The sequence below is a fragment of the Sphingomonas jatrophae genome (assembly GCF_900113315.1).
GTDB lineage: Bacteria > Pseudomonadota > Alphaproteobacteria > Sphingomonadales > Sphingomonadaceae > Sphingomonas_P > Sphingomonas_P jatrophae.
Map to the genome: position 1 here is coordinate 322,739 of NZ_FOZG01000001.1, position 22,140 is coordinate 344,878.

At 68.5% G+C, this 22,140-nt stretch carries 27 protein-coding genes; 11 read left to right on the plus strand and 16 right to left on the minus strand.

Annotation, left to right across the window (positions count from 1 at the left end):
• Nucleotides 1-3: 3 nt before the first annotated feature.
• The 4 genes from BM360_RS01410 to serS form a co-directional block, all read right to left on the minus strand.
• Entirely contained in the window at nt 4-960 is a 957-nt protein-coding gene (locus BM360_RS01410; protein ID WP_093313560.1) for a potassium channel family protein, read from the minus strand.
• A gap of 86 nt (nt 961-1,046) precedes the next feature.
• On the minus strand, nt 1,047-2,138 hold the full coding sequence (locus BM360_RS01415) for a M23 family metallopeptidase (protein WP_093309634.1): 1,092 nt from the start codon (nt 2,136-2,138) through the stop codon (nt 1,047-1,049).
• Between the two features lie 50 nt (nt 2,139-2,188).
• Complete coding sequence (gene surE / locus BM360_RS01420) at nt 2,189-2,953, minus strand: 5'/3'-nucleotidase SurE (RefSeq protein WP_093309636.1); 765 nt, start codon at nt 2,951-2,953, stop codon at nt 2,189-2,191.
• Complete coding sequence (serS, locus tag BM360_RS01425) at nt 2,953-4,230, minus strand: serine--tRNA ligase (RefSeq protein WP_093309639.1); 1,278 nt, start codon at nt 4,228-4,230, stop codon at nt 2,953-2,955. The genes surE and serS overlap by 1 nt, the downstream gene beginning before the upstream one ends.
• Nucleotides 4,231-4,341: 111 nt before the next feature.
• Between serS and BM360_RS01430 the strand changes: the two genes are divergently transcribed.
• From BM360_RS01430 to BM360_RS01450, 5 genes are all read left to right on the plus strand, one after another.
• Nucleotides 4,342-4,788, plus strand: coding sequence for a host attachment family protein (locus BM360_RS01430; protein WP_093309641.1), 447 nt, complete (start codon nt 4,342-4,344; stop codon nt 4,786-4,788).
• A gap of 95 nt (nt 4,789-4,883) precedes the next feature.
• Nucleotides 4,884-5,468: a hypothetical protein gene (locus BM360_RS01435; RefSeq protein WP_093309650.1), complete on the plus strand. Its 585-nt coding sequence runs from the start codon at nt 4,884-4,886 to the stop codon at nt 5,466-5,468.
• Between the two features lie 165 nt (nt 5,469-5,633).
• A complete protein-coding gene (locus BM360_RS19435) occupies nt 5,634-6,254 on the plus strand; it encodes a hypothetical protein (protein ID WP_165611170.1) in 621 nt (206 codons plus the stop codon).
• A gap of 502 nt (nt 6,255-6,756) precedes the next feature.
• Nucleotides 6,757-7,209, plus strand: a complete 453-nt coding sequence (gene dksA, locus BM360_RS01445; RefSeq protein WP_093309657.1) for an RNA polymerase-binding protein DksA — start codon at nt 6,757-6,759, stop codon at nt 7,207-7,209.
• A 142-nt stretch (nt 7,210-7,351) separates the two neighbouring features.
• Nucleotides 7,352-7,717, plus strand: a complete 366-nt coding sequence (locus tag BM360_RS01450) for a PilZ domain-containing protein (RefSeq protein ID WP_131819149.1) — start codon at nt 7,352-7,354, stop codon at nt 7,715-7,717.
• A 42-nt stretch (nt 7,718-7,759) separates the two neighbouring features.
• Here the strand turns inward: BM360_RS01450 and BM360_RS01455 are convergent, their stop codons facing one another.
• A complete protein-coding gene (locus BM360_RS01455) occupies nt 7,760-7,912 on the minus strand; it encodes a DUF465 domain-containing protein (protein WP_093309662.1) in 153 nt (50 codons plus the stop codon).
• 212 nt (nt 7,913-8,124) lie between these two features.
• On the opposite strand from BM360_RS01455, the gene BM360_RS01460 reads away from it, so the two are divergent.
• Nucleotides 8,125-8,322, plus strand: coding sequence for a YdcH family protein (locus BM360_RS01460; RefSeq protein ID WP_093309664.1), 198 nt, complete (start codon nt 8,125-8,127; stop codon nt 8,320-8,322).
• Nucleotides 8,323-8,406: 84 nt separating this feature from the next.
• Here BM360_RS01460 and BM360_RS01465 read toward each other — a convergent pair whose 3' ends face one another.
• Nucleotides 8,407-8,880 carry an Hsp20 family protein gene (locus BM360_RS01465; RefSeq protein ID WP_093309667.1) on the minus strand — a complete coding sequence of 158 codons (474 nt, stop codon included), beginning with the start codon at nt 8,878-8,880 and terminating at the stop codon, nt 8,407-8,409.
• A gap of 235 nt (nt 8,881-9,115) precedes the next feature.
• Between BM360_RS01465 and BM360_RS01470 the strand changes: the two genes are divergently transcribed.
• Complete coding sequence (locus BM360_RS01470) at nt 9,116-9,586, plus strand: DUF1465 family protein (RefSeq protein WP_242653250.1); 471 nt, start codon at nt 9,116-9,118, stop codon at nt 9,584-9,586.
• Here the strand turns inward: BM360_RS01470 and xth are convergent.
• The 3 genes from xth to BM360_RS01485 are packed head-to-tail and all read right to left on the minus strand — an operon-like array spanning nt 9,583 to nt 11,297.
• Complete coding sequence (gene xth, locus BM360_RS01475) at nt 9,583-10,374, minus strand: exodeoxyribonuclease III (RefSeq protein ID WP_093309669.1); 792 nt, start codon at nt 10,372-10,374, stop codon at nt 9,583-9,585. The two genes, BM360_RS01470 and xth, sit on opposite strands and share 4 nt — an antisense overlap.
• Nucleotides 10,371-10,841, minus strand: a complete 471-nt coding sequence (locus BM360_RS01480) for an NUDIX domain-containing protein (protein ID WP_093309672.1) — start codon at nt 10,839-10,841, stop codon at nt 10,371-10,373. The genes xth and BM360_RS01480 overlap by 4 nt, the downstream gene beginning before the upstream one ends.
• A gap of 51 nt (nt 10,842-10,892) precedes the next feature.
• Nucleotides 10,893-11,297, minus strand: coding sequence for a hypothetical protein (locus tag BM360_RS01485; protein WP_093309676.1), 405 nt, complete (start codon nt 11,295-11,297; stop codon nt 10,893-10,895).
• 97 nt (nt 11,298-11,394) lie between these two features.
• On the opposite strand from BM360_RS01485, the gene BM360_RS01490 reads away from it, so the two are divergent.
• Nucleotides 11,395-12,099 carry an HAD family hydrolase gene (locus BM360_RS01490; RefSeq protein ID WP_131819150.1) on the plus strand — a complete coding sequence of 235 codons (705 nt, stop codon included), beginning with the start codon at nt 11,395-11,397 and terminating at the stop codon, nt 12,097-12,099.
• Here BM360_RS01490 and BM360_RS01495 read toward each other — a convergent pair.
• From BM360_RS01495 to BM360_RS01525, 7 genes are read right to left on the minus strand one after another with little or no spacing between them, the layout of a single operon-like run.
• Nucleotides 12,039-12,755: a dienelactone hydrolase family protein gene (locus tag BM360_RS01495; protein ID WP_093309684.1), complete on the minus strand. Its 717-nt coding sequence runs from the start codon at nt 12,753-12,755 to the stop codon at nt 12,039-12,041. The two genes, BM360_RS01490 and BM360_RS01495, sit on opposite strands and share 61 nt — an antisense overlap.
• Complete coding sequence (locus BM360_RS01500) at nt 12,752-13,819, minus strand: CgeB family protein (RefSeq protein WP_093309692.1); 1,068 nt, start codon at nt 13,817-13,819, stop codon at nt 12,752-12,754. The genes BM360_RS01495 and BM360_RS01500 overlap by 4 nt, the downstream gene beginning before the upstream one ends.
• Nucleotides 13,816-14,904, minus strand: a complete 1,089-nt coding sequence (locus BM360_RS01505; protein WP_093309695.1) for a CgeB family protein — start codon at nt 14,902-14,904, stop codon at nt 13,816-13,818. Before BM360_RS01505 ends, BM360_RS01500 begins: the two co-directional genes overlap by 4 nt.
• On the minus strand, nt 14,901-16,049 hold the full coding sequence (locus BM360_RS01510; RefSeq protein WP_093309697.1) for a CgeB family protein: 1,149 nt from the start codon (nt 16,047-16,049) through the stop codon (nt 14,901-14,903). The genes BM360_RS01505 and BM360_RS01510 overlap by 4 nt, the downstream gene beginning before the upstream one ends.
• A complete protein-coding gene (locus BM360_RS01515; protein ID WP_093313564.1) occupies nt 16,046-17,116 on the minus strand; it encodes a glycosyltransferase family 4 protein in 1,071 nt (356 codons plus the stop codon). The genes BM360_RS01510 and BM360_RS01515 overlap by 4 nt, the downstream gene beginning before the upstream one ends.
• A gap of 17 nt (nt 17,117-17,133) precedes the next feature.
• A complete protein-coding gene (locus BM360_RS01520; protein ID WP_093309700.1) occupies nt 17,134-18,204 on the minus strand; it encodes an SDR family NAD(P)-dependent oxidoreductase in 1,071 nt (356 codons plus the stop codon).
• Nucleotides 18,201-19,364: an NAD-dependent epimerase/dehydratase family protein gene (locus BM360_RS01525; RefSeq protein WP_242653391.1), complete on the minus strand. Its 1,164-nt coding sequence runs from the start codon at nt 19,362-19,364 to the stop codon at nt 18,201-18,203. Before BM360_RS01525 ends, BM360_RS01520 begins: the two co-directional genes overlap by 4 nt.
• Nucleotides 19,365-19,520: 156 nt before the next feature.
• On the opposite strand from BM360_RS01525, the gene BM360_RS01530 reads away from it, so the two are divergent.
• Genes BM360_RS01530 through BM360_RS01540 form a run of 3 tightly spaced genes read left to right on the plus strand, consistent with a single transcriptional unit; the run spans nt 19,521 to nt 22,121 of the window.
• Complete coding sequence (locus BM360_RS01530; RefSeq protein ID WP_242653251.1) at nt 19,521-20,117, plus strand: histidine phosphatase family protein; 597 nt, start codon at nt 19,521-19,523, stop codon at nt 20,115-20,117.
• Between the two features lie 40 nt (nt 20,118-20,157).
• The gene (locus BM360_RS01535; RefSeq protein ID WP_207544556.1) at nt 20,158-21,123 is read left to right on the plus strand and encodes an MDR/zinc-dependent alcohol dehydrogenase-like family protein; all 966 of its coding nucleotides are present in this window, start codon (nt 20,158-20,160) and stop codon (nt 21,121-21,123) included.
• Complete coding sequence (locus BM360_RS01540) at nt 21,120-22,121, plus strand: Gfo/Idh/MocA family protein (RefSeq protein WP_093309706.1); 1,002 nt, start codon at nt 21,120-21,122, stop codon at nt 22,119-22,121. The genes BM360_RS01535 and BM360_RS01540 overlap by 4 nt, the downstream gene beginning before the upstream one ends.
• Nucleotides 22,122-22,140: the final 19 nt, after the last annotated feature.

Genomic DNA, 22,140 nt, shown 5'->3' on the forward strand with positions numbered 1-22,140 from the left:
GCTCTATCCCGGCTGCCGGTTGGGGCAGATCTCGACGATCAGGTCGCCCGCGGCCAGCGACTGTGCTTCTGCCTCCCAGAAGCCGTGCGGGGCACCGTCGCGATAGATGCGCACGCCCAAGCCGGTGCGGATGGCGGACAGCGGCTTGCCCACCTCATCCTCCGCCACCGTCCGCTCGTGCAGCGCCACCGGCCCGCCCACTGCAACCAGATCGCCGACATAATCGGCCAGGTGCCGCCCGCGCGTCGAGCCGGCGAGCAGCAGCCCGGCGAAGCTGGCGGGATTGATGACGGTGTCCGCACCCGCCTGGTGCGCCAGCGGCTCATTGTCCTCGGACCGGATCACGACGCTGATCGGCACGTCGGGGGCAAGGCCGCGCGCGGTGAGAACGATCAGGATCGAGGTGTCGTCGCGGCCGGCCGAGACGATGATCGCGCTCGCCCGGTCGATCGCCACCGCCTCCAGCGTGGCATTGCGGGTGGCATCGCCGTGCAGGATGGCGGCGCCGCACGCCTCCGCCTCGACCAGCGCTGCATCGTCGCAGTCGATCACCACGATCCGCTCGGCCGGAGTGCCGCGGCGGATGAGCTCGCGCACGGCCTCAGCGCCGCTCACGCCATAGCCCGCGACGACGACATGGCCGGTCAGCCGGCGCTGGATCAGGCTCATGCGGAAACGCTCCCATGTGTGGCGCAGAACGAAGCTGTAGGCGGTGCCAAGAAAGATCAGCCAGAGGAACAGGCGCACCGGCGTCACGACGAACGTGTCGAACATGCGGGCGCGATCGGTGACGGGGATGATGTCGCCGAAACCCACCGTCGTGACGGTGATCATCGTGAAATAGAGAACGTCGGTAAAGCTCACCGAGCCGTCGACATTGTCCTTCAGGCCTTCCCGGTCGAACCAGTGCACCGCCAGCACCAGCCCGATCAGCGAAAGCGCGAGGCCGACGCGGAACATCAGCGAGGCCCAGGCGGGCAGCCGCCCACGCCGCCGCAGCGCGAGATGGTCGCGGCTCGGCAGCGAGGTGCGGCGCTCCGGCAAGGTCAGCTGCGTTTCGGCAGCTGGTCCAGCGGGTTGACCGGCTTGCGGCCCTGCCGGATCTCGAAATGCAGTTGCGGCTCGCGCGCGCTGCCCGTCTCACCGGCGCGGGCGATCACCTGACCGCGCTTCACCTGCTGCCCGCGCGTGACCAGCAGCTCCTGTGCATGCGCATAGGTGGTGATCCAGCCACCGCCGTGCTTGAGCAGTATCAGCCCGCCGAACAGGGCGATCTCGCTCCCCACATAAGCGACGACGCCGTCCGCCGATGCGCGGATCGGCGTGCCGGCGGGCACCGCGATGTTGATGCCCTCATTCACCCGTCCGCCGCCCTGCGGGCCGAAGCGCGACAGGAGCGGCCCGCTGAGCGGCCAGTCGAAGCGCCCGGCAAAGCGGGTCGGCTGCGCGACCGGCACCGTCGCGGGCACCGATTTGCGCGCCGTGGCGACGGGCGCTGCCGGCTTTGCGTTGGCGGCGAGCGCGGGCTCGGAGCCGGTGATGATGTCGTCGATGTCGAGCCTAAACGCGGCGGCGCGCTGTTCCAGCGTGCTCTCACCCGGCGGCGGCCGGGTCGGCAGCAGCAGCCGCTGGCCGGAGCGGAGCACGAAAGGCTCCTCCAGCCCGTTCGCGGCCACGATGCGCGACCATTCGATGCCGTAAGCCCGCGCGATGGCGATGCCCGTCTCGCCGGAACGGACGAGGTGATAGCGGCCGCCGGGGATTGCGAGCACCTGGCTGCTGCGGATGACGAAGGGCGGCGCCAGCCCGTTGGCGCGGGCGATGGCTTCGGCGCTGGCCCCGGTGCGATCGGCAATCCCGCTCAGCGTATCGCCGGACCGCACCGTATAGCGTTGCTCGGCCACGTCGCGCGCATCGGCGGTCGCCGCGCGCGCAGTCCAGGCCGGGCGGGGCTTGGCCACTTGCGGCGGGGTGGTGGCGATATCGGGATCGCGCCGCGGCCGGTCCGCTTCCTCGTCCTCCTGCCGTGTTTCGGGCGCCGGTTGGTCCGACGGTTCGGCATAGCGCCCGGGGGCATCGGGCCGTGCGCCCGGAATGCACCCGCCAAGAAGCAGCAGCAGGGGCAGGAGGCGGCGCATCGTTGCGGGTCTAGCTCAATGCCACGCGCGCGCAAGCGGGGCCGGACGCCTCAGTCCCACGCCCCGTCCCACGCCTGCATCGAGGGGCCATGGGTCAGGTTGAGGTGGAGCGGCGTCACGCTGATCCATCCATCCGCGGTGACGGAGAGGTCGGTCTCGCCGGTGCCCTTGTGCGGCATCTGGCCGAAGGCGAACCAGAAATAGGGGAAGCCGCGCGGATCGGTCCGCTGCTCGACCTTGAGCCGACCGTAATCGCGCAGACCCTGCGGCACCACGCGCACACCCCTCACCGCGCTAGCCGGGAGCGCGGGGAAGTTGACGTTAACGAGCGTACCGGGGGCAGGCGGCCGCTCGACCAGCGGCCGCAGCACGCGTTCGGCCCAAGCCTCCGCCGCGTCGAACGACACCGAATCGCCCATGCCCTGCCGGGCATAAACCTGGCTGAGCGCTATCGCGGGAATGCCGGCGAGCGCGCCCTCCATCGCGGCCGACACGGTGCCCGAATAGGTGACATCCTCGCCCAGGTTCGCGCCGCGGTTGATGCCGGACAGGATCAGGTCGGGCGGGCTGTCCTTCATCAGCAGCGCCAGCGCCATCATCACCGAGTCAGTCGGCGTGCCCAGCACCGCATGACGCCGCTCACCCAGACGCCGCACCCGCAAGGGGCGGGTGAGGGTGAGCGAGTGGCCCGTGCCGGATTGCTCCTCCGCGGGGGCCACCACCCACACTTCGTCGGCGAGGCGAAGCGCGACCTGCTCGAGCAGCGCGATGCCGCGCGCATTCACGCCATCGTCGTTGGTGACGAGGATGCGCATCAGGCGGGCTCCAGCACCGAAAGGTTACCGAGGCGGGGCCGCAGCACCTCAGGCACCACGACCGATCCATCCGCCTGCTGGTAATTCTCCAGCACCGCCACGAGCGTCCGGCCGACCGCCAGCCCGGACCCGTTCAAGGTATGCACGAAGCGCGTCGCCTTGCTCCCATCCGGCCGGAAGCGCGCATTCATGCGCCGTGCCTGGAAGTCGGTGCAGGTGGAGCAGGAGCTGATCTCGCGGTAGCGCCCTTGCCCCGGCAGCCACACTTCGAGATCGTAGGTGCGCGCGGCGGAGAAGCCCATGTCGCCGGTGCACAGTTTCATGCGGCGGAACGGCAGGCCGAGCCGCGTCAGGATGTCCTCGGCACAGGCGGTCATCCGTTCATGCTCCGCCTCCGATTGCTCGGGTGGCACGATCGAGACCATCTCCACCTTGTCGAACTGGTGCTGGCGGATGAGGCCGCGCGTATCGCGCCCGGCCGCGCCCGCTTCCGAGCGGAAGCAGGGCGTCAGCGCGGTGAAGCGGAGCGGCAGCGCACCTTCGTCGAGGATCTTGCCGGCGACGATGTTCGTCAGGCTCACTTCCGCGGTCGAGATCAGCCACCGGCCGTCGGTCGTGCGGAACAGGTCTTCGGCGAACTTCGGCAGCTGACCCGTGCCGAACATCGCCTCGTCTCGCACCAAGAGCGGCGGCACGACCTCCTCGAAGCCATGCACCGCGGTCAACGTGTCGAGCATATACTGGCCGAGCGCGCGGGCGAGCCGGGCGACGGGGCCGCGTAGCAGCGTGAACCGCGCGCCGGCCAGCGCCACGCCCGTCTCGAAATCGAGACCCAGCGCCGGGCCGAACGCATCATGTTCACGCGGCTGGAAGGCGAAATCGGGTCGCGTGCCGCGTTCATGGACCAGCACATTGTCGTCCTCGTCCGCGCCATCGGGCACGTCCGCGAGAGGCAGGTTCGGGATGGCGGCGAGGGCCGCATTCAGCTCCGCATCGAGCGTGCGCTCCTCCGCCTCGAGCGCGGGCAGCCGCTCCTTGAGCGTGGCGACCTCCGCCATCAGCGCCTGCGCGGTCGCCTCGTCCTTCGATGCCTTGGCCGCGCCGATGGCCTTTGATGCCTCGTTGCGGCGAGCCTGCGCGGTCTGCGCCTCAGCAATGCAGGCGCGGCGCCGGGCGTCGAGCGCGACCAATGCGTCGGATTGCGGAGAGGCGCCGCGACGCGCCAGCGCGGCGTCGAAAGTGGCGGGATCGTCACGGATGGCGCGGATATCGTGCATGGCGCGGGGCTATGGCGGGGGCGGGGCCGCTCCGCAACCGGATCGCGCATTCGCAACCCTCCTTCGCTTCGATGCGTTGGCCCGGCGAAACGAACGAGAAGGAGAGCGCTTATGCGCGTGCCGCCAAACAGCCTCGTCGTCGTCGCCGACGGCCGAAAGCTGCTGTTCCTCCGCAACGAGGGGGATGCCGAGCACCCAAATCTCTCTGTGGTGAAGAAGACGGAGCAGGACAATCCGTCCGACTATGACCAGAAGACCGACACGGCCGGGCAGAAGCCGGGCGGCGGCGGACCCGGCGGCTCGACCTCGGGTGAGGCGGATTTCCACCAACTGGAGGAAGATCGCTTTGCCGCGCACACCGCCGATCTGCTGCGCAGTCGTGCGCTGAGCGGCGACTTCGAGGATCTGATCATCGTCGCGCCGCCCAAAACGCTGGGGGAGCTGCGCAAGCATTATCACGTTGAGGTCGAGAAACGGCTGCGTGGTGAGCTTGCCAAGGATCTCACCGGCCACCCGGTCGACGATATCGAGCGGCATCTGATCGACGCCACGCTCTGATCTGTTCACCGCGGCCGACCACCGGTTGGCCGCGCTTCAGCCCCTATTCATTTCGGGCACACTATATCCGCATCTCAGCAATCGGGAGTAACGCCATGAAGACGCTCATCCTTTTTGCCGGTTCTGCCCTCCTTGCGGCCGCCCCGGCGCTGGCCCAGTCGGGCGCAGCCGCCAGCGCGCCGCCGGCGGCGGGTGGCGGCACCACGCAATCCTCGACCACTGCGGCTCCGGCCAGCGTGACGGTCGGCGCGAAGGTATCCGACACCAAGGGCGGCCAGGTCGGTACGATCAGCGCCGTCAACGGGAACCTCGCCACGCTCGATACCGGCACGAACAAGGTCGCGCTGCCGACCAGCAGCTTCGCTAACGGCACGGATGGCCTGCTGATCGCGATGACCAAGGCGGAAGTCGACGCTGCGGCGAACGGCGCTGCCGAGAAGGCGAAGGCCGATCTCGCCGCATCGCTGAAGCCTGGCACGCAGGTGTCCGACACCAAGGGCGGCGTCGCCGGCACGATCGAGGCGGCGGACGCGCAGTTCGTCACCGTGGCGACCGCGAACAGCAAGGTGAAGCTGCCCGTGACTGCCTTTGCCGCGGGCGCGAACGGCCCGGTGATCGCGATGACCGCGGCCGAGCTGGATGCCGCTGCCAAGGGCGCGGCCCCCGGCGGCGGTCGCTGATCCGCAACGCCGCCCGGCATCGCCCGGGCGGCGACGCAAATAGAAAAGGGGCCTCCGGCAGATGCTGGAGGCCCCTTTTTTTGTGCCGCGAAAATTGCCTATTTGCTGCGGGTAAGCCGCTTGCGTGCAACGAGGGCAGCTGCCGCGGTCCCGAACAGGAGCACCATGGGCGGTGCGGGCACGGGCGTAGGCTCGTCGGGATTGTCAGGCTTTGGTGGCTTCGGCCCATGGCTGGAGCTGCCGAAGCTCGACGACGAGCTGGTGCTGGTCGACGTGCTGGTAGAGGACGAGGTCGAGGAAGACGTGCTGCTCGAGGTCGAGCTGGACGTCGCGCCGCTCGACGTGGAGGTCGAGGTCGCGCCACTGGAGGTGGACGACGAGGTCGCGCCGCTCGACGTCGACGTTGCGCCGCTCGACGTTGAGGTCGCACCGCTGGAGGTGGAGGTCGAGCCGCCGCTGGAGGAGGAGGTGGACGCGACGAACCAGCCGCCGCTGCCGCCCCCGCCACCACCGCCGCCGAAGAAGCCACCGCCGAAGAAGCCGCCGCCGCCGAAACCGCCGCCGCCGCCGATCACCGCCGGCGCGACCCCGCCGCCGCCGACTGCCATCGGCATCATCTCCGCCATCGCCGGCTGCGGCGCGGGGGTGACGATGGTGGTCGAGGTGCCGGGCGCGCACGTGGTCGAGACGGTGCGCGTCACCACCGTGCGCTTGTGGACCCTCGGCTTTGCGGCCGCTACGCGGCGCACCGGAGCCGGACCCTTCTTGGTGATCACGCGTGTATAGCCACGCGGGGGCTTCTCGGCCCAGTGCACCGCCCCTCCGCCGACGATCGCGCCGCCTGCTGCGCAGGCGCAAAGTTTCGCCAAGGCTACCCTGACCGACATTGTTCTTCACTTTCGCCAGTTGACCGTGGAAGCCTCGCCCCTCCCGAGGACGCTTCTCCGCACTGCCTGTAACTCAGCAAATGCAGAACAAGCTGTTAAGGGCAAGCGGGTTAACTAATTTCAGCCGTCACAAAGGGCTCGGCACCCGCAGATTTACTGTCTCCGCGGGTTGGATGTGCCACACCGGGACAATGCTCAGCCGCCCTCGAACCAGGCATGGTTAAACCGCCCGGGGTGCGCGGTTGAAACAAATTCCGAACACAGCACGAGATTCGCGGCATCAAGGCCGGTGGTGCGCTTGTGCGGGTCCCGACGCGACGATATAGGCGCGCCGGGGCTGTTCGGCTCATGCCGTCCCGGGAGAGGACGGCCCGCCGGGCGGTGGGTGAGCGGAGAGTGGGATGGCGACGGCGTATAGTGACGTGACGGATCCCGATTCAGGAACAACCACGGACGAAGGCTATCGGCCCAGTTCGGATGAGCCGTTCATGAATCCTCGGCAGCAGGCCTATTTCCGGCGCAAGCTGCTCGACTGGAAGGACGCCATTCGCCGCGAGGCGAAGGAAACGCTTGCGCAGCTCCAGACGGATTCGCTGCGGGAGCCGGACATCACCGACCGTGCATCGAGCGAGACTGACTGGTCGATCGAGCTTCGGACGCGCGATCGCCAGCGCAAGCTGATCAGCAAGATCGATGCGGCGCTGCGGCGGATCGACGAGGGCGAATATGGCTATTGCGAGGTGACGGGCGAGCCGATCTCGCTCGGTCGCCTGGAGGCCCGGCCGATCGCCACGATGACCGTCGAGGCGCAGGAGCGGCACGAGCGTAACGAAAAGGTCTCCCGCGAGGAATAGCCCTTAACGCTTTGGCGATCCTTGCCCGTCAGACTGCGCCCGCCGCAAGCGGCGGCCAGACGGTGAAGGATGCAGGGCAGTGGACGCGGGGTTCGATCCGGAACGGCAAGGCGGTGTCTCCTCGCAGTCGGGGCGAGGCGCCATGCGGAACGCAATGTTCCTCCAGACGGATCTGCGCCGCGCCGAGAGCGACGCCGACGGGGAGGGCGCCGCATCGCAGACGCTGCGCGTTCGCAATCTTTCGGCGGGCGGGCTGATGGTCGAAACCGATGTGGGGACGTCCTTCGCGCGGGGCGAGCGCGTGATCCTGACCCTGCGCAATATCGGCGAGGTGCCGGCGCGCATTGCGTGGACCGATGGGCAGCGCGTGGGGATCTCGTTCGATCGGCCGATCGATCCGGCCACCGTCCGCAAGATGCCGGTCAAGTCGCCGGGTGCCGGAATGCAGCTGATCCGGCCGGTGTCACCCCGATCGCGGCGTCCCGGGCTGAAGACCGGGCCAGCCTGAAGCCGGCCCGCGCCGCCCGGGCGCCGCGGGGGACAGGCGCGATCAGTTGCGCAGCATGTCCTTCAGCTTCAGCTTCTGCTTCTTGAGCTCTGCGACGAGGCCGCTGTCCGGATTGGGTCGGCGGATTTCCTCCGCCAGCCGCGCATCCAGGCCGGCATGCTTGTTGACCAATGCATTCGCATGAGAATCAACCATCGAGCGGTGCTCCTTTCGTCTATCTCCGTCCTCAAGACGTCTGTGTTCCCGCGACATCCGCGGGAGTCAGGAGTTAATCACTGCCCGGCCGAATTGTCCCCCTGCTTTTGTGGTCGCGCGACGAGTAACCACCGGCACGCGACGAGCGGCTGACGCTTGAGGCGGAGCCCTCGCCTCGCTTAAGATCGCCAGGAGGGCAGGAGACGCGCGATATGGACGATGGCGGGATCGCGCGGCGCGTGGAGGCGCTGAAGCAGGAGCATCGCGACATGGACGACGCCCTGGCGGCGCTGACAGCCATGCCGCACCGTGACGATCTCCAGATTGCCCGGCTGAAGCGGCGCAAGCTGCGGCTGCGCGATGAGATCGGCCTGCTCGAGGACCAGATCATCCCCGATATCATCGCCTGACCGGCGCGCTCGTCTCACACGCATGAAAAGGGCGGCGCTCCCTTCAGGAACGCCGCCCTTCAATCGCCCGCTGGGCGCTGGCGCTTACGCGGCCTGGCGCGCGGGTTCCGCCTCGATCACCTGCGGAGCGGCGGCTGCGTCGCTGCCGATGGCGATCTTGCGGGGCTTCTTGTGCTCGGGCACCTCGCGCACGAGGTCGATGTCGAGCAGCCCGTCATGATAATGGGCACCCGTCACCTTGATCGTGTCGGCGAGCTGGAAGCGACGCTCGAACGCGCGCTTCGCGATGCCGCGATGGATGAACTGGCGCTCGCCGGCGTCCGCCTCGGCCGCCTTGCCGGAGACGATCAACATGGTCTCCTGCACGGTCAGGTCGAGCTCGTCGCGGCCGAAGCCTGCGACCGCCATCGAGATGCGGTAGGCGCCGTCGCCCGTCTTCTCGATGTTATAGGGTGGGTAGGCATCGGCATCGCCGCGGGTCGCGAAATCGACCAGGCGGTTCAGGTTCTCGAAGCCCACGGAAGAGCGCAGCAGGGGCGCGAAGTCGAGGGTACGCATCACTCTCATCTCCTTCAAAGGCAGTTGAGCATGGTCGGTCCGCGGAAATCCGCCGGACCGCATCCTGCCGCCCCCAAATGGGCGACGGCGTCGGATAGCCAACCAGATGGGATCGTTAGAGCGGTTTTCAAGAGGCCGCATGCGCGCGGGGCGCAGATGAATTTGCTGTCACAATGGCGCCGTTCACCCTTTTTGCCGATAGGCCGCATCGGCCGCTTCTGGCAAAGCGAACGTCATGGAAACCAATGTTGCAGCGCTAGCGGAATCGCGGATGACGGCGCGGCTGGTCGCCTCGCTCTACACCGAGGCGATGCTGCTGGCGGACGAGACGCGCTCCTACTTCGACGAAGCCGGCCGTGAGGATCGTGACCTGCTGCCGCCTTTGCAGCGAGTGCTGTTCTCCTGCGAGTCGCTGAAGGTGACGACGCGCCTGATGCACGTCGTTGCCTGGCTGTTGACGCGGCGCGCGGTCGAGAGTGGGGAGATGAGCCTGGCGCAGGCGCGCGCGCCTGGCCGCAAGCTCGGGCCCGCAGCGGAGAGCGATCCGGGCTCGGTCGAGGTGCTGCCGCCGGTCGCGCAAGACCTGATTGAGGCCAGCTGCGATCTCTATGCCCGCGTCGCCCGGCTCGAGCAGGAAATTGATCAGCCATCGCCCAAGGCGAGCCCGGCACGCTCCCTCCTGTCGCGGCTGGAGAACGCCTTTTAACGGCGAGACCGGCCCGGCGGCTTGAGCTCGATCCAGACGGGCGCGTGGTCGCTGCTCTTGTCCCAACCGCGCACATGCGCATCGACTCCGGCTCCGCTGAGGCGTGAGCGGAGTGCCGGACTGACCAGCAGGTGATCGATCCGCAGCCCGGCGTTGCGACCCCAGGCGTTCCGAAAATAGTCCCAGAAAGTGTAAATCGTCTCGTCGGGATGGAGCGTGCGAAGTGCGTCGGTCCAGCCCTGCGCCAATAAGCGCCGATAGGCGTTGCGCACTTCCGGCGCGAACAGTGCGTCGTCACGCCATCGCTCGGGCTTGTAGACGTCGCGATCCTCGGGGATCACGTTGAAGTCGCCAGCCAGAACCGCAGGCACGCCCGCGGCGATCAGCGTGGCCGCGTGATCGATCAGCCGATCGAACCACGCAAGCTTGTAATTGAACTTGGGGCCGGGCCGCGGATTGCCGTTCGGCAGATAGAGCCCTCCCAGCAGCACGCCATCGACCGCCGCTTCGATATAGCGACTCTGGGCGGGATCAGGATCGTCGGGCAGGCCACGGCGGGTTTCCACCGCTTCGCCCCCGCGCGTCAGCAGGGCGACGCCGTTCCACCGCGGCTGACCCTGCCATAAAGCGCGGTAGCCGGCCTCGGCCAGCGCATCTTCGGGGAACTTGTCCTGCGGAGCCTTCAGCTCCTGCAGGCAGACCGCGTCAGGTTGCGTCTCCTCCAGCCAGCGTAGCAGCACCGGCAGCCGGCCGTTAATGCCGTTGACGTTGTAGGTGGCGATCCTCACGCGGCAGCGGCAAGCGCGGCGAGACGGTTCAGAAATGGACGCTGGCTGGGCAGCATCATCGCATCCGCCTCCGCCAGAGAAAACCAGCGCACCGCATCCACCTCGGGAAAATACTCGATCTGGCCGCTGCGTGGCGGCCATTCGAGTGGAAAGCGATTGCCTGCAAGCATCTGCGGATCGAAGCTGCCTTCGAGTGCGAACGCCTCCACCTGCTTGCCACCTGCCTGCCGGACGGAGCCGAGCGGCACGAGTTCGCCGGAAAGCGCGGCGCCAAGCTCCTCATGAGCCTCGCGCAGCGCCGCCTCCTCGGCAGTCTCGCCCGCTTCGATGCGGCCTTTCGGCAGCTGCCACGCGCCCTGATCCCGGCTGCGCCAATAAGGGCCGCCGGGATGGGCGAGCAGCACTTCAAGCCCGGCCGTGCCGCGCCGCCAGAGCAGGATGCCGGCGCTGGGCGGCGGCGTGGTCATCGTGTCTCTCCTCCGCGTCCACAAGCGGTCGCGACCCGGGGAGGTTCCGGCTCAGCGCTTGGCCACACGCTTGTACGGCACGAACTTGTCCAGCCCGACGAAGCCGCGCGGAAAGCGTGACGCACGGTCGACCAGCTGGATCGTATCGAGGCTGCACAGCTGGCTGAGCGAGGTGGAGGTGACGAGAATATCATCGTCGTCCAGCTGGTCGGCGCCGATCCGTGGGCGATTGACGTAGATCGTGCCGCCCGCGCCGGACTTGTAGATGATCGCCTGACCGTCGATGATCTGGCTGGAGCGGGCGGAGGTGAACGGAATGCAGTTGACCGGCTCGCCGGCGACGCGCCCTTCGAGCGCCTTCGCCAGCTTATCCTCGGGGGAGAGGCGGGCCGCACTGACAGGGCTGACGGCAGCGGCAAGCGCGAGGCCGGCTGCCACGAATGACTTGATCCTCATGATCGATGGTCCTGTTCGGGTTTGTGTTGCATCTTTGCCACGGTGCTCGTGAACCGGAGCTGACGGATCGATTATTCCCGCTAAACGCTTGATCTTCATGAGCGATGCACTCCCCCGCGCGATCTTGTTCGATGTCGACGGAACCCTGGTCGACAGCAATCGGCAGCATATCGAAGCCTGGGGGCGCGTCTTTGCCGATGCGGGCTTTGACATTCCGCCGGAGCGGATCGCGCCCGAAATCGGCAAGGGCGGCGACCAGCTCGTTCCCACCCTGCTGCCCACCCTGGGCGAAGAGCAGCAGCAGGCGCTCCAAACAGCCCATGGTGAGCTGTTCAAGGCGCAGTATCTCCGCGGCATCGCGCCGCTGCCGGGCGCTCGGACGCTGCTGGAGAGGGCGCGCGAGGCGGGGATGACGGTCGTGCTGGCCACCTCCTCGGGAGCGGACCAGCTCGACCACTATGTCGGTCTGCTGGGCAGCACCCTGATCGACGAGGCGACGAGTTCGGACGATGCCGGCCGGTCAAAGCCGGCGCCGGACATCTTCAGCGCGGCGCTGGCGAAGGCGGGCGTTCCTGCGGCGGCGGCCCGTGTCGTCGGCGATTCGCGGTGGGACATGGTGGCAGCGTGGAAGTGCGGGATCGTGCCCGTGGCATTGCTGACCGGAGGCTTCCCGGCACCGGTTCTGGTGGAGGCAGGCGCCGCCGCGGTCTATGCCGATCCGGCAGCGCTCGCCGCCGGCTTCTACGCCTCGCCGCTGGCAAATGCGGTGTCGAGGAAGCCCAGCAGCGCCGACCAGGACTGAGCCTCTGCCGCGGCGTCATACGCCATCCGCGGATCGCCGAGCTGCTCGACATCGACATTGGTGAAGCTGTGCAGTGCCCGGCCATAGACGATCAGCTGCCAGTCCGCTCCTGCTGCCATCATCTCCTGCTGGAACGCGGTGACATCTTCCGGCGGAACGAGCGGGTCGAGCGCGCCGGTGCAGGCGAGGATCTTTGTGTGCACCTCACCCGCCTGGGCAGGCGCCGCAGTGGTCAGCAAGCCGTGGAAGCTGGCGACCGCCGCCAGTTCTGCGCCGCTTCGCGCCAGCTCCAGCACCGCGCTGCCGCCGAAGCAGTAACCCATGGCCGCGGCGCGGGCAGGGGGCAGCCCCGTTTCGGCCAGCATCGCATCCAGACCCGCGCGCACTCGCCGACGGAACAGGGCGGGATCGGCGCGGAAGCGCTGCACCGCGGCCATCATGTCGTCGCCTGCGAGCACGCGACCATGGCCGTGCAGGTCGGCAGCGAAGACGGCATAGCCCTGCTCCGCCAGCAAGGCGGCATGGCGGCGGACATTGCCGCCGATCCCGTCTGCCTCATGCGCCACCAGCATGGCGCGGCCGTTTGCCGGACCGACCGGCTCCCACCGCTCGCCGATCAGCGGCAGATCGCCATCGCTGTAGGTAAAAGCCGTCATTCGGCCGCCTCCGCCCGTGTCGTCGCCGCCTCCGTCAGGTGCGCCTCCAACTCGGCAGCGCGGTGCGCGGCGGTATGCGCCTCCAGCACCCGCGTGCGCGCGGCCTCGCCCATGGCATCGGCATCGCTGGAGAGCGCTGACAGCACCTGCTCGCCACCGGGCGCAAGGATGATCTCGCGATCGGGCCGGAACAGCGTCTCGATCCCGTCCCACAGGTCCGAGATGATCGGCGTACCGCACGCACCCGCCTCGAACAGGCGCACGGATGGGGACCAGCCGGCAGCGATCATGTCGGCCCGCGTCACGTTCAGCGTGAAGCGGGACGCGGAGTAGAAGGCGGCATGGTCGGCGGGCGGGCAATGCTCGATCCGGTCGACATTGGCCGGCCAGTCGATGTCGGCCGGATATTGCGGACCGGCGACGACGAAGCGCAGGTCGGGGCGGGCGCGTGCTGGCTCGACCAGCAGGCGCTCGAGCGTCGGCTGGCGATCGGGCGAATAGGTGCCGAGATAGGAGAGATCCCACCTCTTGGCTTCGCCGGTCGGCCGGTAGAGATCGGGATCGACCGAGCAGTAAAGCGCCCGTGCGGCCGGCGAGCCATAGTCCCGCTCGATCCGTCGCAGCGTGGGGCCACCGGTGAAGGAGAGATAGACGTCGTAGCCGGGGATCACCTCGGGCGATAGATATTCGAAGTCCCCTCGCTCCAGCTTCGCCAGCGTTACGGGCGTGTCGATGTCGTAGAAGGCAGTAACGCCGCCCGCCATCTCCTGCACCAGTCGCGCGACGGCGACACCCTCCGGCACATAGGAGCCGACGATCACCCCGTCCGCCTGCGCGATCTCGTCGCGCCAGCCCTCCAGCGCGGCCAGGTCCCCGTAGAAGGCGAGGCGGCAATAGTCAGGATCGGTGCAGTCGCGCTGGTTGGCATACCAGGGCACATCGCGTTCCAGGAACAGGATGTCGTGGCCGCGGGCGGCAAAGGCCTTGAGCAGCGCGCGAAACGTGGTCGCGTGGCCATTGCCCCACGAGGAGGACAGCGAAAGGCCGAGGACGACGAGCTTCATGCCGCTTCCCGTGCCTGCGCCGCACGTTCACGCAGTAGCAGGTCGACCTGCTCGCCGCGCAACGTGTAGGTGTGATCCCTCAGCACGCGGGCGAGCGCCGCCTCGCCGATCGCCTTAGCCCGCTCGGGCGTGAGCGCCGCGAGGTGCTCGGCCACGTCCTGCCCGTCCCGCGCGACGAGCACTTCCTCATCGGGCGTCAGGAACAGCTCGATGCCTTCCCATGCGTCCGTGATGAGGCAAGCGGCAGCGCCCGCCGCCTCGAAAACGCGGGTGGCGGGCGAGAAGCCGACATGCGCCATCGAGTCGCGCGCCACGTTGAGCACGGCGGCGGGGGTGCAATTGAAGGCGTTATGCTCGGCCGTATAGACGTGGCCGCGGTGGCGGACGTTGCCGGGCATCGCCTTCGTCTCCCAGCCATTGCCGCCGATCAGGAAGCTGCGTCCGGGCAGAGCCGCGGCGGGGCGAAGGAAGAACTCCTCCACCCGTGCCTCGCGGTCGGGCAGGCGATTGCCGAGGAAGGCGAGGTCGCAGGCGAAGCGTTCGTCCGGCGGCACCGGGAAATGCGTCGTGGGATCGAGCGCGTTGTAGACCGGCACGCAGGTGGCGGCGCCGAAGCCCTCATAGGCGGAGACGACCGGCGGGCCGCCGCCATAGGTCAGCACCATGTCCAGCTGCGGCAGGGCGGCGCGGACGGGATGATCCGGATCGCTGCGCATCTCGTCCAGCGTGGCGGCGGCGTCGACATCCCAGAACAGCTTCAGCGCATACGGCGCGGCGCGTGCGATCACGCCTTCCAGCAACTCGCGATCATAGACGCCGACGCCATTGGCCTTGACCACGATGTCGGCATCCCCCGCCTCGGCGAGCACCGAGGCAAGGCCCGCATCCGTCGCCGGATAGACGACCGAGCGACACCATTCCGGCGGATCGATGTCGCGGTGCTGTTGCCTGTCGAAGGCGTCGGGCTCGTAGAAGGTGATGTCGTGCCCGCGTGCGGCGAGATCGCGCAGGATGCCGCGATAATAGGTCGCCGCCCCGTTCCAGTAGGAGGAGAGCAGGCTGGAGCCGTAGAAGGCGATCTTCAAGATGCGGTTCCTTGCAGTTCTTCGCTTAGGCGCGGGCCGAGTCCGCCCGCCGTCGGTGTCGTGGAAAGTGTTTCGACGATGCCCAGCAGTTCATCGACGCGGTGCGCGCAGCTGTGCCGCGCGCGGATCGTCTCCAGCCCGCTGGCGATCAGGCTGGCGCGAAGGTCCGCATCGTCGCGGATCGCCGCCAGCGCATCGGCCATGGCCGCGCCGTCCTTCACCATCAGGAAATCCTGGCCGACGCGGAACAGTCCTTCCGCATCTTCCCACGGTGCGGAGACGAGCGGCAGCCCGCAGGCCAGCGCCTCGAACACGCGAATGGTCGGGATGCCGGGCAGGATGGTGGTGTAATAACGCCGCGGCACGTGGACGGTGGCGAGATGGCGCGCGAAGATGGTCGGCGCGGCGGCATTGGGTGCCCAGCCATGATAGCGCGCACCATGGCCTGCCAGCATTGCCTTGGCCTCGTCTGGATAACGCACGCCGTAGATGTCGAGCGGCAAGCCAGCCGCAGCCGCGGGCTGGAAGAGGAAATCCTCGAGCTCCTGCGTCCGCTCGCCGTCGCCCCAGTTGCCGATCCAGACGAGGCCGTTCCGGTCCTGCTCCTCCGCCGGTGGGTGGAACAGGCGCGTGTCGGCGGCCTCATGCCACGTCCAGACGCGCGTGCCCCAGCCCCAGCGCCGATAGACTTCGGACAGCGTCTCGCCGAACGCCAGCACGCCGTCATAGCCGGAGAGATCGAACGCGCGGATCGCCTCCGGGTCGCTGACGGCGCGGTGGTGAGTATCATGGAACAGCAGCTTGAAGCGTCCGCCCGCGGCCCGCAGCCGGGCGATGGCGGCGACCAGGGCCGGCTCGTTCCATTCGTGCACGATGACGAGGTCGGCATCGTCAACCAGTTCCGCCGCATCGGTCGCCGGATCGAAGATTTCGGAGCCGAGTTCGGGATAGGCGGTGCGATAGGCGTTCAGCCCGGCCTCGCCCGCATCGGCCATGAGGTTGGTCAGGCTCCAGCTGTCAACCGGCTCCAGCGCGCGGACGGCGTGGCCACGCGCATGCAGCTCGCGCAGCACGCCGCGGAGGAAGTGGGCATTGCCGTGGTTCCAGCAGGAGGCGAGGCTGTGCGTGAAATAGGCGATCTTCATGCCGCTGCCCTCGAGTGCGGGCCGAGCAGGCGCGCGTAGAGCGCGGCCATGCCTTCGGCCATCTTGCCCGGCGTGAACTTCTGCGCCCGCCGGCGCGCCAGATCGCCCTGCACCAGTCGCGCAGGCACGTCGCCGAGCAGGCCTTCGAGCGCCTGCGCAAACCCGTCCGCATCGAGCGGATCGACGAAGCGAGCCGCGCCGTCCCATAGTTCGCGGTGCGTGGGGATGTCGGACAGGACCAGCGCACAGCCGGCCATTGCCGCCTCCAGCACCGCCAATCCGAAGGGTTCGTAGCGTGCCGCGGAGGCGAATACCGGACGCGCGCCGATGCAGCCCGCGATCACCGCCTCATCGACGGAGCCGAGGCCGAGAAGATGGCGGAGCTCAATCCGCTCCCCATTCGGGCCGACCGTGGCGCCCGCCGCCTTGAACGGCACTCCCAGAAGGGCAGCGGCTCGGTCGAGTGTGGCGACATTCTTCGCCCGGTCCCACAAACGGCCGCAGGTGAAGGCGAAATCGTGCGGGCCCCCGCCACTGCCGCCGAGCGGGGTACGACCATTATGCACGACCACGGGTTCCGCAATCCCGTAAGCGGCGGCCACTGCGCGCGCGTGCGAGGCAGAGGGAGCGACGACGGCATCAGCGGTGGTGAGGCCACGACGGACGAGATCTGTCTGCCACGCGAAGCTGTCCGGCGCAGGCCCGGTCTCGACCGCGCGCCACCATGTATCGACGCAGCTGTGCGACACTGCGATGCGGGGCACACGCCCGCGTGGCGCTGCGGCGAAAGCTGGCTGGTTGAGCTGCAGCAGGTCGACGCCCTCGCTCTCCGCCAGGGCGGTGATCGCCTGACCCGTTGCGAGAACCTCATCCGCATCACCCGCCAGCCAGTCGAGCGTCAGGCCCGTTTCGATCAGCGTCGCGCCGGCTTCCTCTGCCTCACGCCGCTGCACGTCGGTAGGGGCGGGGCCAAGCAGCGCCAGCCGCGTCTGCCAACCGAGTGGGCGCAAAGAGGTCGCCAGCTCGATCGCATATTGCCAGACGCCGCCGACGGCGTCGGCGGTCATCAACACGTGCCGGGTGGTCACTCCGCGGCTTCCGCCGTCGCGAACCGCCTTTCCAGCCCGCGCGCCTCGGCCAGCCAGTCCGCCAGCGCGGCGACGCCATCCCGCCAGGAGCGCTTGGGCGCGAGACCCAGCGCCGACTCGGCCGAACGCGTATCCGCAACGAAATAGCGCTGGTCGCCCGCGCGCCAATCATCGAACTGCAGGTCAACAGGACGGCCGAGCAGGTCGCCCATATAGGCGATCAGTGCGCGGAGCGAGACGGCATTATCCGGCCCGCCCCCTAAGTTGAACGCGCGCCCCGAAACCGTGTCGATGCGCTGCCAGGCTGCGAGGTAAGCGTCCACCGCGTCGCCCACGTCGAGTATGTCGCGCACCTGATAGCCGTCACCGTAGAGCGTGATCGGCGTGCCTTCGAGCGCGCGGATCAGGAAATGGGCGACCCAACCCTGATCCTCCGTGCCCATCTGGCGCTGCCCATATATGCAACTCATCCGCAGCACCGCGGTGCGCAGGCCGAAGCTGCGGGCATAATCGAGCACATACTGGTCGGCCGCGCCCTTCGACACGCCGTAGGGCGTGTGGAAGTCGAGCGGGCGCGCCTCGCTGATGCCGTGCGCGCGCACCTCGGCATCCTCGGGAACGTAGCGATCGCCTTCCAATGCAAAGGGAATGTCGGCGAGATCGCCATAGACCTTGTTGGTCGAGGCGAAGATGATCGGCGCCTCGCCGCCCTGTGCACGCACCGCCTCGAGCAGGTTCAGCGTGCCTTCGAGGTTGATCGTGAAATCGTCGCGCGGATCGACCAGGCTCGTCGTCACCGCGACCTGTGCCGCCATGTGGAAGACGGCCTGCGACCGCGCGACCGCATCCGACAGCAGCGCGCCATCGCGCACGTCACCCCGGACGAACTCGATCCGCTCGCCATGGCTGGTGCGCAGCCAATCTAGATTGTCCTCCACCCCGGCACGGGTGAGCGCATCATAGACGATCACGCGGCGACCGTCGCGCGCCAGCCGGTCGGCGATGTTGCTGCCGATGAAGCCTGCCCCCCCGGTGACGAGAACAGGGCGCTCGTCGCGCCCGCTCACGCCACCAGCCCCCGGGCCTCGAGCTCGGCGCGCATTTCGGACACGCGATCCTTCGCGGTCTGTTGCGCCACCCAGCCGGCCAGCTCTGCCAGCCCGGCCTCGAAATCCTGCTTGGCCTCGAAACCGAGCCGCTCGGCCGCCAGCGTCGTGTCGCAGAAGCAATGGCGGATGTCGCCGATCCGCGCCTTGCCGACGACTTCGGCCGACAAGTCGTTCCGCCCCATCGCGCGCGCAAGCGAGTCCGCCACGTCGCGGACCGAACGATCCTTGCCGGAGCCGATGTTGAAGGTGCCGCCGGCCGCCTGCGGCAGGAACAGCGCTTCGGCAAAGGCCCGCGCCACGTCCGACACATGGACGAAATCGCGCCGCTGCTCGCCATCCTCGAAGATCAGCGGTGCCTGGCCGTTGAGGAAGCGCGAGGCGAAGATCGCCAGCACGCCCGTATAAGGGTTGGAGAGCGCCTGGCCGGGGCCGTAGACGTTGAACAGCCGCAGGCACACGCCTTCCATGCCATAGGGCGCCGCCATGATGTGGGTCGTGCGCTCCTGCACATATTTGTTGAGCGCATAGATGGAGGAGAGAGCAGGGCGCTTCCACTCGGGCGTGGGCACGGGCTGCAAGGGGCGGCCCTGCGCATCCACCGGCTCCCACTGCGACAGACCGTCTCGCAGATTCGGGCGGTCCGCATCCTGCACCAGACCGCCGTCCGCATCGCGGTACAGGCCCTCGCCATAGATGCTCATCGACGATGCGGTGACGACGCGGCGCACGGGCGCATCGATCAGCGCCTCAAACAGCACGGCGGTGCCGACATCGTTGGTCGAGGTGTAGCGCTCCACCTCATACATTGACTGGCCGACGCCCACCTCGGCCGCGAGATGGACGACGCTGTCGACGCCCTGCAACGCCTTGCGCACCACATCCTTGTTGCGCACGTCGCCGCGCACCAGCTCGGCTTCGGGATCGAGCATGGCGGCGCCGTCCGTCTCGCCGTGGACCTGTTCGATCAGGCTGTCGAGGACGCGGACCTTGTGCCCGCGGGCGAGAAGTTCCTTTGTGACGGAACGGCCGATGAAGCCGGCGCCGCCGGTAACGAGAATCTGTTCGATTGCCCCCTCCCCGTGGAAGCGTGTGGAACGCCGTGAGCTCCTTGCGTCGATCCAGGACCGACAGCCCGGCCACTCGACACCCCGCGGATTTCACGGCATCTGCTGGGAAGAAAGCATCTTCTTCTTCTTTGTTCCAGCACGTCGTTGCTCTGCCGATATTTTTTTCCGCATGGCCGCCGGGCTTGCGGGGGCGGGGCGCGGGCGGGCATGGCCGCGCTCGTGAGCGCGATCATCCTTCTTGCCCGGCACGGCACCCATGCCGAGGTCGGCCATGTGCTGAGCGGCAGGTCCGAAATCGGGTTGAGCGAGACGGGCGCGGCCGAGGCGGAACGGCTCGCCACCCGCCTGGCGGCGACGCCGCTCGATGGTATCTGCGCCAGCCCGCGTCGGCGAACGCAGGAGACAGCGATGGCGGTGTCGGCACGCACCGGCCTTCCTGTCCAGTCCGCCCCGGCGCTCGACGAAATCGATTTCGGCACATGGACAGGTCGTGCGTTCGCCGAACTTGATGGAGATCCCGCATGGCACGATTGGAATGCGCGCCGCGGCAGCGCCGCAGTGCCCGGCGGCGAGACGATGGCGCAGGCGGTAGCGCGCGTCCGCGCCTTTGTGGAGGCGACGGCGGTGCAGGGCGGCACCATGCTCTACGTCAGCCACTGCGACGTCATCCGCGGCCTCGTCTCCGACCTGATGGGCTGGAGCCTGGACCGCTTGCTCGACTTCGACTGCAATCCCGCCTCGCTCACCACCTTGTCGCTCGACAGCGGCCATGCGCGGCTGATCGCGCTCAACGAGCGGCCGTGAGCGGCGGACCTGACAACCTGATGAGCGGAGCGTGACGGGAATGACGACGATGCGTGCGGCGGTGTTGGCCGCGCCCGGCGACATGCGGATGGAGACGGTGGCCGTGCCGGAGCCCGGCGAGGGTGAGGTGCGCGTGCGGATCGAAGGGTGCGGCGTCTGCGCGTCCAACCTCGAGCCGTGGGGCGGCCTGCCCTGGCTCAGCTATCCGCTGGAGGCAGGCGGTCTCGGTCATGAAGGCTGGGGACGGATCGATGCCGTGGGGTCAGGCGTGGACGGGCTGGCTGTGGGCGACCGCGTCGCCATGCTGTCCGGCCATAGCTTTGCGGCCTACGACATCGCCCGCGCCGATGCGCTGGTAAAGCTGCCGCCCGAGCTGGACGGCAAGCCCTTTCCGGGTGAGCCGCTGTCCTGCGCGTTCAACATCTTCCGGCGCAGCGACATCCGCGCCGGCCAGACCGTCGCGATCGTCGGCATCGGCTTTCTCGGCGCCATCCTTACCAAGCTGGCGAGCGACGCCGGCGCGCGCGTGATCGCCATCTCGCGCCGCGAAAGCTCGCTGGAGCTGGCGCGGGCATGGGGGGCGGCCGAGACGATCCCGATGGACGATCATTGGGCAATCATCGAACGCGTGCGCGCGCTTACCGAAGACCGCTTCTGCGAGCGGGTGATCGAGGCCGTCGGCAAGCAGTGGCCGCTCGATCTGGCGGCGGAACTGATCGGCTTCGGCGGACGGCTGGTCATCGCCGGCTATCACCAGGACGGTCCGCGCCAGGTGAACATGCAGGCGTGGAACTGGAAGGGCATCGACGTGATCAACGCGCATGAGCGCGACCCCGCCGTGTGCCTCGCGGGCCTACGGGAAGCGGTGGATGCGGTGGCGAGCGGCCGGCTCGATCCCACGCCGCTCTACACGCACCATTACCCGCTTGAGCGGGTGGGCGAGGCACTGGATGCCACGCGCGACAAGCCGGACGGCTTCGTCAAGGCACTGGTGACGGTGGAATGAGCGGTCCGGTACGCCAGCCACGGCTCGGCTTCCTCGGCGTCGGCTGGATCGGGCGCAACCGGATGGAGGCGATGCTCGCCACCGGTGCCGTCGCCGCCGCTGCCATCTGTGAGCCATCCGACGAGATGGCGGCCGAAGCACTCGCGCTCGCCCCCGGGGCGGAGCGGGTGGACTCGTTCGACGAAATGCTGGCGCTCGGCCTCGATGGCGTGGTGATCGCGACGCCCTCCGCGCTCCATGCCGCCCAATCCATCGCAGCGCTGGAGTCGGGCGCGGCCGTGTTCTGCCAGAAACCGCTTGGCCGCGATGCGGGCGAGGCCGCGGCGGTGGTTTCTGCGGCACGAGCAGCGGATCGTCTGCTCGGCGTCGATTTTTCCTATCGCCACACCGCCGGCATGGCCGCGATCGCGCCGCTGGTGCAGGCCGGATCCCTTGGCCGCCTGCAGGCGATCGATCTCGTCTTCCACAACGCTTACGGCCCGGACAAGCCGTGGTTCTACGATCGCGCGCAGTCGGGCGGCGGCTGCGTGATGGATCTGGGCGTCCACCTCGTCGATCTGGCATTGTGGGCGACGGGCTTTCCCGCGCTGCAAGGCGAGGTGCAGGCCAGCCTGTTCGCGGGTGGTGCGCCGATCCCGCGCGACGCGCAGGCGGTGGAGGATCTCGCGCTCGCATCCTTCACGCTGGACGGGGGTATCGCCGTGCGGCTGGCCTGTTCGTGGCGGCTGCATGCCGGCCGGCCAGCGGAGATTTCCGCTGCTTTCTACGGCACGGAGGGCGGGGCAGCGCTGCGCAATGTCGACGGCTCCTTCTACGATTTCACCGCCGAACGCTTCCGCGGCACCGAGCGGGAGGTGCTTGCCTCACCGCCTGACACCTGGGGCGGGCGGGCCGGGGCGGACTGGGCGCTGCGCCTCGCCGCCGATTCGCGGTTCGATTCGGCGGCCGAGCGGCTGGTCGACGTGGCGGCGGTGCTTGACCGCATCTACGGCCGATGACCATCGTCGCGCCGGCAGA

Bases quoted from the DNA above. Each gene is read 5' to 3' on its own strand.
- BM360_RS01515 (WP_093313564.1), bottom strand. From the start codon at position 17,116: ATGACCGCCGACGCCGTCGGCGGCGTCTGGCAATATGCGATCGAGCTG.
- serS (WP_093309639.1), bottom strand. From the start codon at position 4,230: ATGCACGATATCCGCGCCATCCGTGACGATCCCGCCACTTTCGACGCC.
- BM360_RS01480 (WP_093309672.1), bottom strand. From the start codon at position 10,841: ATGACCACGCCGCCGCCCAGCGCCGGCATCCTGCTCTGGCGGCGCGGC.
- BM360_RS01495 (WP_093309684.1), bottom strand. From the start codon at position 12,755: ATGACGGCTTTTACCTACAGCGATGGCGATCTGCCGCTGATCGGCGAG.
- BM360_RS19435 (WP_165611170.1), top strand. From the start codon at position 5,634: ATGGGCGGTGCGGGCACGGGCGTAGGCTCGTCGGGATTGTCAGGCTTT.
- BM360_RS01530 (WP_242653251.1), top strand. From the start codon at position 19,521: ATGGCCGCGCTCGTGAGCGCGATCATCCTTCTTGCCCGGCACGGCACC.
- BM360_RS01510 (WP_093309697.1), bottom strand. From the start codon at position 16,049: ATGAAGATCGCCTATTTCACGCACAGCCTCGCCTCCTGCTGGAACCAC.
- BM360_RS01410 (WP_093313560.1), bottom strand. From the start codon at position 960: ATGTTCCGCGTCGGCCTCGCGCTTTCGCTGATCGGGCTGGTGCTGGCG.
- BM360_RS01470 (WP_242653250.1), top strand. From the start codon at position 9,116: ATGGAAACCAATGTTGCAGCGCTAGCGGAATCGCGGATGACGGCGCGG.
- BM360_RS01460 (WP_093309664.1), top strand. From the start codon at position 8,125: ATGGACGATGGCGGGATCGCGCGGCGCGTGGAGGCGCTGAAGCAGGAG.
- surE (WP_093309636.1), bottom strand. From the start codon at position 2,953: ATGCGCATCCTCGTCACCAACGACGATGGCGTGAATGCGCGCGGCATC.
- BM360_RS01535 (WP_207544556.1), top strand. From the start codon at position 20,158: ATGACGACGATGCGTGCGGCGGTGTTGGCCGCGCCCGGCGACATGCGG.
- BM360_RS01465 (WP_093309667.1), bottom strand. From the start codon at position 8,880: ATGCGTACCCTCGACTTCGCGCCCCTGCTGCGCTCTTCCGTGGGCTTC.
- BM360_RS01540 (WP_093309706.1), top strand. From the start codon at position 21,120: ATGAGCGGTCCGGTACGCCAGCCACGGCTCGGCTTCCTCGGCGTCGGC.
- BM360_RS01485 (WP_093309676.1), bottom strand. From the start codon at position 11,297: ATGAGGATCAAGTCATTCGTGGCAGCCGGCCTCGCGCTTGCCGCTGCC.
- BM360_RS01450 (WP_131819149.1), top strand. From the start codon at position 7,352: ATGCGGAACGCAATGTTCCTCCAGACGGATCTGCGCCGCGCCGAGAGC.
- BM360_RS01490 (WP_131819150.1), top strand. From the start codon at position 11,395: ATGAGCGATGCACTCCCCCGCGCGATCTTGTTCGATGTCGACGGAACC.
- BM360_RS01430 (WP_093309641.1), top strand. From the start codon at position 4,342: ATGCGCGTGCCGCCAAACAGCCTCGTCGTCGTCGCCGACGGCCGAAAG.
- BM360_RS01500 (WP_093309692.1), bottom strand. From the start codon at position 13,819: ATGAAGCTCGTCGTCCTCGGCCTTTCGCTGTCCTCCTCGTGGGGCAAT.
- BM360_RS01455 (WP_093309662.1), bottom strand. From the start codon at position 7,912: ATGGTTGATTCTCATGCGAATGCATTGGTCAACAAGCATGCCGGCCTG.
- dksA (WP_093309657.1), top strand. From the start codon at position 6,757: ATGGCGACGGCGTATAGTGACGTGACGGATCCCGATTCAGGAACAACC.
- BM360_RS01435 (WP_093309650.1), top strand. From the start codon at position 4,884: ATGAAGACGCTCATCCTTTTTGCCGGTTCTGCCCTCCTTGCGGCCGCC.
- BM360_RS01415 (WP_093309634.1), bottom strand. From the start codon at position 2,138: ATGCGCCGCCTCCTGCCCCTGCTGCTGCTTCTTGGCGGGTGCATTCCG.